Here is a 14,160-nt window from a genome sequence, read left to right as displayed (position 1 = left end):
GGTTGTTTTGCTTATCATTCCATTGATCAATTTGCGAAGGTCTAATCGGAAACATCGAGAGCTGAACTCGTGAGGTCTTGCTACGTTGGGGTAATGAACAAGGAGGAGTTTAGTGATGATTTTGGGCCGATCAACTGACACTTCAGGTTTAACGCAAGTTGCCAATCTTTCGGATGAGTTGCAGTCTGTTTTTGATCAAGCAGAAAGCAAATATCAAATAGTTAATATTGAACTATTCTTTGTTTTCAGGTGTCTCCCTGAAGAATACGATAGAAGATCCACCGTTAGGCATGTGAAGAAGGAAAATGTCATCTATTTTGATCTGGTGTTCAATGAGGATCGGTATAAGACATTAAGCAAAAGCAAACAACGGTATGCATTAAGCCATGAGTTTTATGCGTTTTTGAGTGAAAAGATCCAGAAATACAAGATTGAACATCTAAAAGTGAATGAGTTTATCGCAGATATGGGCATGTGGCTGAGGGAGATTGGATGGTTGCAGACCGAAGAGCAAGCCGAAATAAGTGAATTTGAAGAAAAGTATAACTAACAAAATAAAGTGATATAAACAACAAAAATAGGCCCTCTTTCGAGGGCCTACTTTTCATGGGAGAGGAGAAACCGGACGAAGAGCTTATGGGGAAACGTAAGTCTTCTCCGCGGTTGTCTACGACACTTGTGATGTCGATAATTATAGAATCGCCCGATTGTTTCCTTTTTATACATATGCGTCAACAATTCGTCAACAATTTTCCAAGGGAAATGAAGACCGCACATTTTTCAAACTGAACCCGAGTGTGGTACGATAGTCGTATCAATAAACTTACATAGAGAAAAGGTGACTCGTCAAGTGAGAGTGGTATCTGGGAGTGCAAAAGGCAGGCCGCTGAAGGCTGTTCCTGGCACGGGTACGCGGCCAACCACCGACAAGGTGAAGGAAGCGTTATTTAGCATGGTTGGTCCTTATTTTGAGGGCGGCACAGCATTGGATCTGTTTGCAGGCAGTGGAGGTCTCGGTATTGAGGCGCTGAGCCGCGGCATGGACAAGGCTGTTTTTGTTGATTTGGAATCAAAAAGTATTGAAGTCATCCGCATGAATCTGAAGGCAACCAAGCTGGAAGACCAGGCGGCCGTATATCGTAATGATGCAGGTCGGGCATTGAAGGCACTCGCCAAGCGAGGCACAACGTTTGATCTGGTATTTCTCGACCCGCCATATCGCATGAAGAACGGGCACGAGTTGATGCTGACCATGCACGAACTGGATCTTCTGGAACCCGAAGCAACCATCGTGCTTGAATATGAATCCAAACATGATTACCCTGAGCAATTCGGCCCGTTTGAACAAACGCGCAAGGCTTTGTATGGGGAGACGGCAGTATCCATCTATTATTATGCGCCTGAAGCGGTTGAAGATGGAGAAGCCATTACACCGGAAGAGGAGGCTCCTCATGACTGAAATGATACACCGACAGGAACGGATTGCCGTATATCCTGGAAGTTTTGATCCCGTAACGATGGGGCATCTGGATATTATCGCCAGAGCGTCGAAGCAATTTGATCGCGTCATTGTGGCTGTGTTGAACAATATGAGCAAAAATCCGCTGTTTACGGTGGAGGAACGTAAAGAATTGATTACGGAAGTAACCCGCCATCTACCCAATGTGGAGGTGGACAGTTTCCGTGATCTGACAGCCAATTACGTCCGGCAAAAGGAAGCTCAGGTCATCGTTCGAGGTATACGCTCGGTAACTGATTTTGAATACGAATTGCAATTGGCATCGACCAACAGCAAGTTGAATCCGGATGCGGAAACGATATTTATGATGACAAATCCGAAGTATTCCTATTTAAGTTCCAGCATCGTGAAAGAAATCGCTCATTATCATGGAGATGTTACAGATCTTGTCTCACCTGAAGTGGAAGCTGCGCTCCGTCAGAAAATCAGCGAGAAAACCGGCGGTTAAACCAGAAGGTAAGACCCGACAGACTAACCATGACTGCAAGAAGTAACGCAAGACCCATGCATGCAGCAGGGAAGACACTCCAAATGGTGTTGATCGTGTATGTGTTACCAGGACTATGTATGAGTAGCCAACCAAATGGTGTTGAGAGGTCCTGCTCTGCATTCGTCTGTAATGTGGTCCAGACTTCTGTGCTATAACGGCTGAACGGCATCCATAGGAACAGACTGATGAAAAAGGCAATTAATCCATGAGTCAGACGAACTCCGGCAAAGTACAACATCGATTTGCTGCTTGGACCAGTTGTTTTCAGGACAGCAGAGACTTGCAGATGGGAGCATAAACCACCCCATCCCAGAACGGCTGCAAGCAGAGACATGAGCAGCGCGGGTGTAAGTGAAGTCTGGCTCAAATGATAGGTGCCCAGGTGAAGCTCAAAGAAGGCTGGCCACAGTGCAGCAGAGGACCCGGGAGTCAGATATAGGGAGACCAACCGGATAAACACGGCAAAACCGATCATGTATCCACCAGTCATCATCAGGGTCTGTACAGCTTGGGATACGGTGTCACCGAGCAGTTTGCCAAATCCTCTTCCATCACGACGATGGGCTTCTCTGGCTGCGATCATCATATCAGACCATACACTGCGTCGTTTGAACGTTGCGTGGTGGGGTGCAGATGAGCGACTTGTGGAACTTGCAGGACTTGCAGGCTGAGAATCAAGAGAGCTCTTATCTGCTTGTACGGCTGTCGAGCCAACCCTGTCTTTCTGGTTACCCGGTGCGGGCAGGAGACGCGTGGCAAGAATGGCAGCAATCCAGCCGCTGATCCAGTGGACCACGAGTAGAAAATATCCGGCCGCTGGCTGGTGGAGAAAAGCAGCACCAACGACCAGTATGATCATCATTGGATTGGCAAAATGAGATGCCGCCGCAAGGACAACCGCCTGCTTGGCGGTAATTTGTCTATCCTGAAATAAACGGGATACTGCATCTGCTCCTGCGGGGAATCCGCCGCACATGCCAACGGCAATCGCCAGACCTGCGTTGCCTGGAAGCCTAAACCAGCGTTGCATTAACGGTCCGAGCAAGGCGCCGATCGCGTGGGTGAAGCCAAACGCAGTGAGCATTTGGGATAACATGAGGAACGGGAGCATGGCAGGGAAGATGATTTTCCACCATATATCCAGACCTTGAATAGAGGCGTCAAACGCTTCTTTGGGGGAAGCAACTACTGCAATGACCAACATTAAAGCGCCGGTGCTTAGGATTATCGTTCGTAACGGGCCAGAATCTCTAACCTCGCTCTGTAATGTCATCGTTTCACCTCATATCAGATAACGCCGATTTGGCATCTGAATCGTTATGGACGGCCGAATGACGCCCGAAGGGCGGTTCGGCCTTGACCGGACAGGCTATTGTATACAGCGGCCTATCCGGCCTGTACCATTGTATGCACAAGGACCAGAGTGTTAGACTTGAAAAAAATGATTAAACAAGATGAGCTGAGTATCTGCATTATAAGGAGCGTGAATCTAACCGACGAATGGAAGTGTTCACAAGGTGGAATTACGATCGCTGATTAGTGTAGAGTTCAGCTTATATAGAGATACAAAGAACGGAGGCTCATGCGATGAATCGGATTCGGAAATCTGGCGGATTCAGAGCTTCGATCTTTGTGATCGTGGTGGCTCTGGTCGTCTATGTTGCCGTGTACATGCCAACGCCGTATATCATATATATGCCTGGCAGTGCAGACGAAGTAAAACCAATGGTAACCGTTAAGGGTGGAGACCAGGAAGAACGCGGTGTGTTCATGATGACAACCGTGTCGGCAACATATGCCAATGTGTTTTTGCTAGGAACCTCTTTGTTCAACAAAAATGCTCAAGTGGATAAAAAGGAAGACCGACTGCGCGGCAAAAGCGAAGCGGAATATTCTGCCGAACAGGTGTGGTTCATGAGTGACTCACAATCCTCCGCAATGGAGGCTGCATATGAGCAGGCTGGTGTGACTTACTCTATTGTACCTGAACATATCTTTGTATTTGGACTGTCTGAAGATCCAAAACCGGAAGGAGATATTGCTCCGGGAGATATCATTCTGGGAGTGAATGGAACAGCTACGCCGGATAATACGGTGCTTTCTGCCCAGTTAAAAGATAAAAAGGTTGGAGATACAGTCGAAATGCAACTGGAACGTGGTGGAGAGACCATTAGCCGGGACGTGAAACTGATTCAGGTAAAAGATAGTAAAACGGGTGAAACCCGCCCGGGACTCGGCGTTATGATTGGTGCAGTTCAGAAGGTGAAAGCCGAAGATCCGGACAAACAGATCTCCTTTACCGATACCCAGGTTGGTGGTCCGTCTGCCGGATTGATGTTTACTTTGGAGATCTATAACCAGTTAACACCTGGAGATCTGACCAAAGGTCATCGAATTGCGGGTACAGGTACCATTACCAAGGACGGTGTGGTGGGTGCCATTGGTGGTGTAGTGCACAAGATTGTAGCTGCTGATCGAAAAGAAGCGGAGATCTTCTTTGTGCCGAAGGATAACTATAAGGAAGCAGCAGCCAAGGCTGAACAGATCGGCACCAAAATGAAACTTGTGCCTGTGAGCACGGTGGATGATGCGTTGGCTTATCTGAAAACCTTATCCGTGAAATCATAGGTTATAATCGGGCGGGAAGAGATCGAGCCAACGTTGAACCGGATGGATAAGTACGGATGAAATCGGAATAATTGATTAAAGTGGAATGAAGTGTGATCAAGAGATTTGAGAAGATCAATAGACTCACTAGACCCACAAGACTCAAAGGGATTAAAATAACTAAAAGAATTAAGAGAACAAGAGAAGTGAATAAGGAGATCCCCTTGTTGCGAGGTGCCTGAGCGGCGCGCAGCAAGGGGATTTTTTAATTGTATAGTTGAGTAACGAATAGTGGACATCAATGATCTGTTTGATGATGGAATAAAAAGCTCCATAGAGATGAAGCCTTATGGTCAAAAGCTGATTACAGTCTCACCGGAGACTCATAATAATCACTGAACATCTTGCGTGTGTCCCTATGCTCGCAAGCGAGCCCATACGCAACCTGAGCTTGTATATCCAATTCCAGCTGGTTGTGTGTGAACGTCGACGGTTTCAGCACAACTGGAAGCGATGCAGTTTTCTTCATTTGTTTAAGCAGGCTCTGCCCTTGAGCATTAAATCCGAGGACTCGGAGATATCCGGGTCCGGCAGCCAATTGCTCTGGTGAACACTCGGCTTTGGTGTGATTCAGGAGCAGGTGGGCGAGCATACGCTGGAGTTTGGTGCGTGTGTATCGTTTGGTCTTCAGTGCATTCAGGAGTGCTTCGACTGAAGGCTCCGGGAGCTGAGCGAGTGCACGGCTCAGCCGGTGTTCCAGGCCTTCCGTGACTTCTGCGATGCGTTCCAGCTCGGAGGCACGGCGGGTGGCCGCAAGGTGCAACAGCGGCTGTGCAAAGCGCTCCCAGTGTATGGGAGCGCGCCCTTCCTGCCATTCGCGATGCAGAATGGCAAGGGTCGCCGCCGGCACGTATGGCGCGGCGGCGTTGGGCCCGTCCGCCATCAGGAGGCGGCGGACGGCTGTGGCACTGGCGATCGCCCCCGGCCCGGGCGTCGCCTCATGATACGCGGCACCGGTACGCGCCGCCGTAAAGGGCTGGATCGCGCTGCCAAGTCGTTGCAGCGCGATCAGGTAGTGCAGCCCAAGCGAATTGTTGGGCTGCTCCAGCAGTGCAGCGGCGTCGTGAGCATCGACGCCGCCGGGCGCCAGTGCCGCCGCCGCGCCTGCGTACGCGGCGGGGTAGCTGGCGCCTTCCCGCAGGCGGCGCGCGATGTCCTCGCGCATCCCTGCGGGCTCTACAGCCAGCACGCGCGCAATGCGCTGCAGGCTGTCCAGGTTGCCAGACTCGCTGCCAAAGCAGAGCGAGTCCACAATGCCGGTGCGGTGCAGCAGCGATACCGCACCGAAGGCAAACCATTCCGCCGGTTGTACCGCGTACGCAACCGGCAGTTCAAGCACGAGATCGGCGCCTGCGTGCAGCGCCATCTCGGTGCGCGCCCTTTTACCCACGATGGCGGGTTCGCCACGCTGGAGAAAAGGGCCGCTCATGACTGCAACAACGGCGTCTGCGCCGCTTAGCCGCCGAGCTTCTTGCAAATGATAAACATGCCCATTGTGCAAGGGGTTATATTCAACAATGACGCCTACGGCTTTCATGATTAGAGGTACTCCTTTCGATTGGATAACCGAGTATGTATAACATCCATTCCATCATAGGGGATGTCATGTATTAGATCAAATCATGCACCAATTCAGACAAGAAAAAGGGGCTGTCTCAAAAGGAATTCCGCCTCGCTCCAAGCGCTAACGAATCTACCGCACCTTAAAAGGCGGATCGTTAACGTTTTTAAGATTTAACGAACCTCAGTAAGGCTATTTCGTCATAAAACGTCACCAAAATCGAAAAATTGACCGAATAGACGAAATAACATCTCTGTGATTCGTTAGATTTCAGATTTGGGCAAATGGGAGCAAATAGCGTGTCTCAGGATCATTAAAACAAAGTAACACAAACAAGGGATATCCCCTGTCATATTCACGACTTATGGGACATCCCTGTAAGTGTAGAGAACAACTTCTTCATCTTTAATAAATCATCATAATAGGACGCTTACCCATACACTTATATACATTAGGAAGTTAACCGAATAATCACATCTCACAATCTCAGAACACCTAGACACTTTCCGGCGCGGGAGATAGACTTGCTTTCGGCCCAAAAAATTCATAATGAATGTTGTCCGCTGCCACACCAAGCGCCAAAAGCTCTGTATACACTACCCGCATGAACGAAACCGGTCCACACAGATAATAGGTGGCATCCAGTTCATCAATCACCTGGCGAAGCCAGACCGCATCCATATAACCTTCCTTATGAAAATACTCATTTTCATGATCAGAATCCTCAGGTTGAGTATAACAATAATAAGCTTTAACGCCCTGATTACGTTTGGCCAGACTGTTCACATGATCACGGAACGCGTGCGATTGACCATTGGGACTTGCATGCAAAAATGTAATGGTACAATTCTCATTCAAGTTAACCAGCGTATTTAACATGCTGATCATGGGCGTCAGACCGACACCGCCACTCAGGAGAACAACAGGTCGTTTATCGTCTGCATTCAGCGTGAAGTCGCCAGCAGGAGCGGATAGCTCCACCAGACTGCCTTCTTCAATGTGATCGTGGAGATACATGGATATAACTCCGTCAGGGCGCTCTAACACACCTCGCTCACGCTTAACGGAAATGCGATAGTAAGGTTTACCCGGGGTGTCTGAAAGGCTATACTGACGAATCTGGGTAAATGACTGTGCCTCCGGCTGGATTTTGATACTGATGTATTGTCCCGGTTCATAACTGGCAATGGGCTGACCATCATCTGGAACGAGGTAAAAGGACGTGATGACTTCACTTTCCTGCACTTTCTTGGCAACCTTGAAGGTACGAAATCCTTCCCAGCCACCCCTCTGGTTTTCCGTTTCCGCATACATGTCCTGTTCGATCCCGATAAAGGCGCCTGCAATGACATTGTAGGCTTCGCCCCATGCCGTGATAATCTCATCCGTTGCCGCGTCTCCAAGGACATCTTTGATGGCTTGTAGCAGATAGGTGCCGACAATCGCATATTGCTCGGGAACGATACCCAGGCTGCGATGTTTATGTGCAACTTGTCGAACGGCATGCAGGATGGAGGACAGATTATCGATATGCAAGGCAGCGGTGTATACCATGTTGGCGAGAGCGGCTTGCTGTCGTCCCTGTTTCTGATTTGCGTGATTGAAAATATTTAGCAGTTCCGGATGTGCTGTAAACATCGTTTCATAGAAATGGCGTGTGATCGCTTCGCCGTGGACTTCAAGTACGGGTACTGTAGACTTAATGACTCTAATGGTGTGCTCACTTAACATACATTTTCCCTCCCGAATGATATGAAATAGTTGGATAATAAACGGTTATGGAGCAGATCGTGCTTTGGTTTATAGCAAGTATAGGTAGGGGGCAAAAGGGTCTGTGTGATATAGATCACACTAAACGTTAACGAAATGTGACCGCTGTTTGCAAGGAACTGCAACTAAAATGACGACTTGTAGTTTATCGTGATGTGAGTCTATAATAGACCAGATGGAGTAAACGGTTCTGAGCCATTGGTTTTAAAAAGGGTGTAAAGTTAAAAGTGTTGACAAACGTCTTGAAAAATCGGTATAATGATTTTTGTTTGTTAAGTCAATTTCATAATACTTTTAACGATGAATCGTCAGAATACATACAGTCAGGATATATTGCTTTACAAAAGCAGGCTTGACCTGTATAACTGTCGTGATACGTTTGACATGAATTATGAGATTGGTTTCGTTTGGAGTGATGGAAATGTTAATGCCATTTCGCAAAGTGGCTACCAGTGATGGTCCCCTGAAGTTTAACGAACAGTGGGATATCAAGGAACTGGTTTCTAACCGACAAGATATCACAGCCGTTACCCCGCTGACTGCGGACTTATCTGCAGAATTCAGAGAAGGTGACGTTGTGGATGTTCATGGCAAGCTGACAGTAGGAATGGACATGTTGTGCTCCCGTTGTCTTAAGCCGATCAATGAACATTTTCATATTGATTTTCATGAGCAATTCAAGCAGGGAAAACAGCCAGAGGAATTACACGAAGACGACGATACGCTCTATGTGGATGGGGATAGCGTTGATCTGAAAGGTTATGCCGAGGAAGCTTTTCTGCTGGATCTTCCGTTTATACCGCTATGTAGCGATACATGCAAAGGGTTATGCCCCAAGTGTGGCCATGAGCTGAACGAAGGTGACTGCGGTTGTGATAACCAGGTTATCGATCCGCGGCTTGCAGGGCTCAAGGATTTTTTTAAATGAGCATGATTGAAAATCGAACATTTTAAGACTACCTGCAAAGGTTGATTTTGATAAGGAGGTGGGAATAATGGCAGTACCTCAACGGAGAACGTCCAAGACGCGTCGCGACAAACGTCGCACTCACTTTAAATTGGCTGTACCGGGCATGGTGAAATGTGAACAATGTGGCGAACTTAAACTTAGTCACCACGTGTGCAAAGTGTGCGGAACGTACAAAGCAAGAGAGATCATCTCTCAATAATAGTTGGACATTAAGTAGCACTTCATTTCGATGAGGTGCTACTTTTTTTGGATTAGAGAGTGTAGGTAGAGTGAGCTAACTAGCATGAAATCCTTGCTCCACAAGGGTGAATTGTTTTTGTTAGGCCAGTCTTTCTTTTTGACACGGGATGAGATATACTATAGTTTAGTACCAGGTTCTAAGATTTGACGTTACATATAGATGAACCATAATCCGTTTGAGAACGACCCTGGTGACCAGGGATGCAACTATAGAAGCAACACGAAAGAATGGTTGAACTGGCCGGACGGGACGGTTCCGTAAACGATACAGCGGGGGGTGTCAGGCATCGAACGTGTACCGAAGAGACAGAGGCAACAGCAGTTAACCAAAATGATAGAAGAGAACCCGTTTGTGACGGATCAGGAGCTTACACGCCAATTGAAGGTGAGTATTCAGACGATTCGTCTTGACAGGCTGGAACTTGGAATACCCGAACTTCGGGAGCGGATGAAACTGATGGCAGAGCTCTCGTATGATCAGGTACGCTCGTTGCCCTTGCATGAGATAATCGGTGATATTGTGGATCTGCAACTGGACAAAAGCGGGATTTCCCTGTTTGAGATTAAGGAAGAACACGTGTTTTCCAGAACAGGCATTGCACGTGGACACTATGTCTTTGCGCAGGCTAACTCCTTGGCTGTAGCGATTATTAATGACGAGATCGCGTTGACTGCATCAGCAGACATTCGCTTTGTCCGTTCGGTTCATTTGGGAGAGAAATGTATTGCAAAGGCTTATGTGCGATCGATTCCGGGTCAAAAGGGCAAAGCCAAAGTGGAAGTATTCACTTATGTAGGTGAAGAAATGGTGTTTCAAGGCAACTTTGTAATCTACCATTCAGGTGGAGAAGACAGCGGAGAAGGAGGTCATTTGGAATGAAAATCGTCATTGATGCCATGGGAGGCGACAATGCACCTGCATCAACGGTAGAAGGTGCAATTGCCGCAGCCACGGAATGGGCGGATACACAGATCGTCCTGATCGGCGATGAAGCCAAGCTGGAGCCTCTTTTGAGTCAGTCAGGTGTGAGACCTGCCAATCTTACGGTCCGGCATGCTTCCGAAGTTATTGGTTCGGATGATGAACCCGTCAAAGCAGTCCGTCGCAAGAAGGATGCCTCCATGGTGGTCGCTGGCCGCATGCTGAAAGAGGGCGAAGCGGACGCGATGATCTCGGCGGGAAATACTGGAGCGTTGATGACAGCGGGTTTGCTTGTTGTAGGTCGCATGGAAGGCATTGAACGTCCGGCGCTAGCGCCTATGATTCCAACGATTGATGATGTAGGTGTACTTGCGCTGGATCTTGGAGCGAATATGGATGCCAAACCGGAGCACCTTGCACAGTATGGCCTGATGGGCAGTTTGTATCGGCAAAAAGTACAGGGCATTGAGTCCCCGCGAGTGGGCTTGCTCAATGTAGGAACAGAGCCAGGCAAGGGAAATGAGTTAACCAAACATGCATACCCTTTACTGGAACAACTCCCAATTCGGTTTGTCGGTAATGTTGAGGCACGTGATGTGCTGACTGGTGCTTGTGATGTGCTTGTATGTGACGGTTTTGCAGGGAATATCCTGCTGAAATCGCTAGAGGGCACAGCAGGTGCCATTTTCGCCTTGCTTAAGGAACAATTTTCATCTTCTCTCAAAAGTAAACTGGCTGCAGCTGTACTAATGCCTGAGCTGCGTGGGTTGAAACGAAAGCTGGATTATACGGAGCATGGCGGAGCGCCGCTCCTCGGTTTGAGCAGACTGGTTGTGAAAAGTCATGGATCTGCTGATGGCAATGCCATCAAAAATGCTGTGCGCCAAGCTCGGATTGCAGTGCAGAATCAGCTGGTAGAGAGTATATCTAAGGAAATTAGCGGGAAGTGAGTGACGATATGAATAATTTGCGCCCAGTAGGGGTTATTGGTACAGGGAAATATGTGCCTGAGAAAATTTTGACAAATAGCGACCTGGAGAAAATGGTCGATACCAATGACGAGTGGATCGTCAGTCGTACAGGAATCAAAGAGCGTCACATCGCTGCACCCGATCAGGCAACTTCTGATCTGGCATATGAAGCGGCTATTAAAGCCCTTGAATCTGCAGGCATGACAGGCAGTGATCTTGATCTGATCATTGTTGCAACCATTACCCCGGATTCTTCGTTCCCATCGACAGCCTGCATCTTGCAGGACAAATTGGGTGCAAAAGGTGCCGCGGCATTTGACCTGTCGGCTGCTTGTTCCGGATTTGTATACGGTTTGGCTAGTGCTACGAGCTTCATCCAAAGCGGTATGTACAACAATGCACTTGTGATTGGTGCGGACTGCTTGTCTCGTATTACGGATTATACAGACCGTAACACTTGTGTCCTCTTTGGTGATGGAGCAGGGGCGGTAGTCGTTGGTGAAGTTCCGGAAGGTCGCGGATTCAAAGCGTTCGATCTCGGTGCCGAAGGTGCTGGCGGTAGTCTTCTTCAGATGGAAGGCGGCGGTTCCCGTCTGCCTGCTACTGCAGAGACCGTTGAAAATAAAAAACATTATATCAACATGAACGGTCGTGAAGTGTTTAAGTTTGCGGTACGTGTCATGGGGACGGCTACCATTGAGGTATTACGCAAGGCTGGTATGGAGCGTACGGATGTGGATCTGTTTGTTCCTCACCAAGCGAATATTCGGATTATCCAATCTGCGATGCAACGACTTGAACTTCCTGAAGAAAAGGTTGTAGTCAACGTGGATAAGTATGCAAACACATCGGCTGCTTCCATCCCGCTTGCTCTGGTAGAAGCAGCAGAGGAAGGTCGCATGAAAGCTGGAGATACCGTTCTGATGGTTGGATTCGGTGGCGGTTTGACATGGGGTGCATCGGTACTCGTTTGGTAAAATAGACATCTGGGAGATGAATGAGATGGGTAAAATAGCATTTGTATTTCCCGGACAGGGATCACAGGCTGTAGGCATGGCCAAGGACGCGTATGAGTCCGTGCCTGCGGCAACCGAGATTTTTCGCACAGCAGATGAAACATTGGGTTTCTCGCTGAGCAACCTTGTATTTGAAGGACCGGAGACCGAGTTGAAACAGACATCAAATACACAACCGGCTCTGTTGACAGCAAGTATTGCCTTGCTTGAAGCTTTCAAAGAAAAAGGAATTCAGCCTGACTATACGGCTGGACACAGTCTGGGAGAATACAGTGCACTGGTGGCAGCGGGCGTTCTTTCGTTTGCTGACGCAGTGAGCACTGTGCGGGCGCGTGGTCAGTATATGGAGCAGGCAGTACCGGGTGGACAAGGAGCGATGGCTGCTGTGTTGGGTGCGGATCGGGAAGCGCTGGGGGTGCTTTGCCGTGACGTATCTGAAAGTGGTCATGCGGTTGAACTTGCCAACATGAATTGTCCGGGACAAATCGTCATTTCTGGTGTAAAGGAAGGCGTAGCTGCTGTCGCGGAACGAGTGAAAGAAGCAGGCGGTAAACGCGCTATTACACTTGAAGTAAGCGGTCCGTTCCACTCTTCGTTGATGAAGGGTGCAGCTGAGAAGCTGGCAGAGAAACTGAAAACCGTTACGTTCTCACCGGCAGCGGTCCCTGTAGTCGCTAATGTGACTGCAAGACCTGCAGAGGATGGACAGGTTCAGGATTTGTTGACAGCTCAGGTCTATTCTCCTGTATTATGGGAAGACAGTGTGACATGGCTTATTGAGCAAGGCGTGGATACGTTCATCGAGATTGGATCTGGCAGTGTATTGACCGGTTTGATTAAAAAAACAGATAAAACCGTAAAACTGTACAATGTGAACAGTCTTGAAACGCTCGAAGCAACGGCAAGTGAATTAGAAGGAATTATATGAGTTAAACTAAACTTTTTACACGAGAACGGAGAGGACAGAAAAAACCTGAAGAAGCGGAGCGTTCGCCTAAAAGCTTTCTGAAAGAAAGCTACATCGGAAGCATACGCTATCACCGGATTTTCCCTTTAGAAAAGGGAATCAAAAAAATCTGGGGATAACAGCGATCGGAAGGTTATTCTGTCATCGGAGTGGCAAGTGTAAACATTCTTTGGTTGAACTGATATAGATTTGGGGAAAGGAGGAATGATTATGTCTAAACCATTAGAAGGTAAAAATGCACTCGTTACCGGGGCATCCCGGGGCATTGGGCGCAGTATTGCACTGGCACTTGCAGAAGCTGGAGCGAACGTAGCCGTGAATTATGCGGGTAGCCAAGCGGCAGCTGAGGAAGTGGCGGAAGCGATTCGTGCCAAAGGAGTCAAGGCGATTACACTTCAAGCCAATGTTGGTCTGATGGATGAAGCTGAACAAATGGTCAAAGCTACTCTCGAAGCATGGGGCAACGTTGATATTCTGGTGAACAATGCTGGTATTACCCGTGATAATCTGATCATGCGTATGAAAGAGGAAGAATTCGATCAGGTTATTGAAACCAATCTCAAAGGTGTGTTTAACTGCCTTAAGGCGGTTACACGTCCAATGATGAAACAACGGTCGGGAAGAATTATCAATATCTCCTCGGTTGTAGGTGTGCTCGGTAATGCTGGACAAGCGAACTATGTTGCTGCCAAAGCAGGAGTCATTGGCCTGACAAAGGCATCTGCTCGTGAACTGGCTTCTCGTGGAATCACAGTTAACTGTGTTGCACCAGGTTTCATTGAGACAGATATGACAAAAGAGTTGTCCCAGGAGCTGGTGGACGGTATGCTAAGTGGTATTCCGTTGTCCCGTTTGGGTCAGCCGGATGAAATCGCCGGTGTAGTCACGTTCCTGGCTTCACAGGCTTCATCTTATATGACAGGGCAGACGCTGCATGTTGATGGTGGCATGTACATGTAATTCTTCCCGGACTTGAACAATAGTCGGGGAACAGGCGCTGGACGATCCGAAATGCCGGAAAAAGGCCGGGTTCCCCGGCCGGGAGCCGCATATGTCTTCTATGGCAT

14 protein-coding genes are annotated in these 14,160 nt (G+C 48.3%); 11 read left to right on the top strand and 3 right to left on the bottom strand.

From position 1 onward, the window contains the following. Positions 1 to 112 precede the first annotated feature (112 nt). The 3 genes from MKX68_RS00170 (at position 113) to coaD (ending at position 1,967) form a co-directional block, all read left to right on the top strand. On the top strand, positions 113 to 550 hold the full coding sequence (locus tag MKX68_RS00170; protein WP_340908239.1) for a hypothetical protein: 438 nt from the start codon (positions 113 to 115) through the stop codon (positions 548 to 550). 300 nt (positions 551 to 850) lie between these two features. Next, positions 851 to 1,459, top strand: coding sequence for a 16S rRNA (guanine(966)-N(2))-methyltransferase RsmD (gene rsmD / locus MKX68_RS00165; RefSeq protein WP_315936356.1), 609 nt, complete (start codon positions 851 to 853; stop codon positions 1,457 to 1,459). A 1-nt stretch (position 1,460) separates the two neighbouring features. After that, positions 1,461 to 1,967, top strand: a complete 507-nt coding sequence (gene coaD, locus MKX68_RS00160; protein WP_085981453.1) for a pantetheine-phosphate adenylyltransferase — start codon at positions 1,461 to 1,463, stop codon at positions 1,965 to 1,967. Here the strand turns inward: coaD and MKX68_RS00155 are convergent. Then, complete coding sequence (locus MKX68_RS00155) at positions 1,945 to 3,282, bottom strand: nucleoside recognition domain-containing protein (RefSeq protein WP_340908237.1); 1,338 nt, start codon at positions 3,280 to 3,282, stop codon at positions 1,945 to 1,947. The two genes, coaD and MKX68_RS00155, sit on opposite strands and share 23 nt — an antisense overlap. A 314-nt stretch (positions 3,283 to 3,596) precedes the next feature. Between MKX68_RS00155 and MKX68_RS00150 the strand changes: the two genes are divergently transcribed. Further along, positions 3,597 to 4,637 (top strand): SepM family pheromone-processing serine protease, encoded by a 1,041-nt coding sequence (locus MKX68_RS00150; RefSeq protein WP_091031961.1) that lies wholly within the window; start codon positions 3,597 to 3,599, stop codon positions 4,635 to 4,637. A gap of 343 nt (positions 4,638 to 4,980) precedes the next feature. On the opposite strand, the gene MKX68_RS00145 is transcribed toward MKX68_RS00150, so the two are convergent. Both MKX68_RS00145 and hmpA read right to left on the bottom strand, forming a co-directional pair. After that, the gene (locus tag MKX68_RS00145) at positions 4,981 to 6,213 is read right to left on the bottom strand and encodes a nucleotidyltransferase (protein WP_340908235.1); all 1,233 of its coding nucleotides are present in this window, start codon (positions 6,211 to 6,213) and stop codon (positions 4,981 to 4,983) included. 519 nt (positions 6,214 to 6,732) lie between these two features. Further along, positions 6,733 to 7,968 (bottom strand): NO-inducible flavohemoprotein, encoded by a 1,236-nt coding sequence (gene hmpA / locus MKX68_RS00140; protein WP_340908233.1) that lies wholly within the window; start codon positions 7,966 to 7,968, stop codon positions 6,733 to 6,735. A gap of 460 nt (positions 7,969 to 8,428) precedes the next feature. On the opposite strand from hmpA, the gene MKX68_RS00135 reads away from it, so the two are divergent. The 7 genes from MKX68_RS00135 to fabG all read left to right on the top strand — a co-directional run bounded on the left by MKX68_RS00135 (position 8,429) and on the right by fabG (position 14,053). Then, a complete protein-coding gene (locus tag MKX68_RS00135) occupies positions 8,429 to 8,935 on the top strand; it encodes a YceD family protein (RefSeq protein ID WP_338593788.1) in 507 nt (168 codons plus the stop codon). A 67-nt stretch (positions 8,936 to 9,002) separates the two neighbouring features. Continuing rightward, the gene (gene rpmF / locus MKX68_RS00130; RefSeq protein ID WP_017689233.1) at positions 9,003 to 9,176 is read left to right on the top strand and encodes a 50S ribosomal protein L32; all 174 of its coding nucleotides are present in this window, start codon (positions 9,003 to 9,005) and stop codon (positions 9,174 to 9,176) included. Between the two features lie 372 nt (positions 9,177 to 9,548). Then, positions 9,549 to 10,097: a transcription factor FapR gene (gene fapR, locus MKX68_RS00125; protein ID WP_047842457.1), complete on the top strand. Its 549-nt coding sequence runs from the start codon at positions 9,549 to 9,551 to the stop codon at positions 10,095 to 10,097. Next, on the top strand, positions 10,094 to 11,089 hold the full coding sequence (gene plsX / locus MKX68_RS00120; protein WP_017689231.1) for a phosphate acyltransferase PlsX: 996 nt from the start codon (positions 10,094 to 10,096) through the stop codon (positions 11,087 to 11,089). The genes fapR and plsX overlap by 4 nt, the downstream gene beginning before the upstream one ends. An 8-nt stretch (positions 11,090 to 11,097) precedes the next feature. Further along, a complete protein-coding gene (locus tag MKX68_RS00115) occupies positions 11,098 to 12,087 on the top strand; it encodes a beta-ketoacyl-ACP synthase III (protein WP_338593790.1) in 990 nt (329 codons plus the stop codon). A 25-nt stretch (positions 12,088 to 12,112) separates the two neighbouring features. Next, positions 12,113 to 13,054 carry an ACP S-malonyltransferase gene (gene fabD / locus MKX68_RS00110; protein WP_315936350.1) on the top strand — a complete coding sequence of 314 codons (942 nt, stop codon included), beginning with the start codon at positions 12,113 to 12,115 and terminating at the stop codon, positions 13,052 to 13,054. A 249-nt stretch (positions 13,055 to 13,303) separates the two neighbouring features. Continuing rightward, positions 13,304 to 14,053, top strand: coding sequence for a 3-oxoacyl-[acyl-carrier-protein] reductase (gene fabG, locus MKX68_RS00105; protein ID WP_017689228.1), 750 nt, complete (start codon positions 13,304 to 13,306; stop codon positions 14,051 to 14,053). Positions 14,054 to 14,160 lie beyond the last annotated feature (107 nt).

Source organism: Paenibacillus sp. FSL M8-0212, assembly GCF_038004645.1.
In the GTDB taxonomy this organism is placed as follows: domain Bacteria; phylum Bacillota; class Bacilli; order Paenibacillales; family Paenibacillaceae; genus Paenibacillus.
The sequence above is the reverse complement of the archived record's forward strand: the minus strand, read 5'-3'. Positions and strand labels throughout refer to the sequence as shown.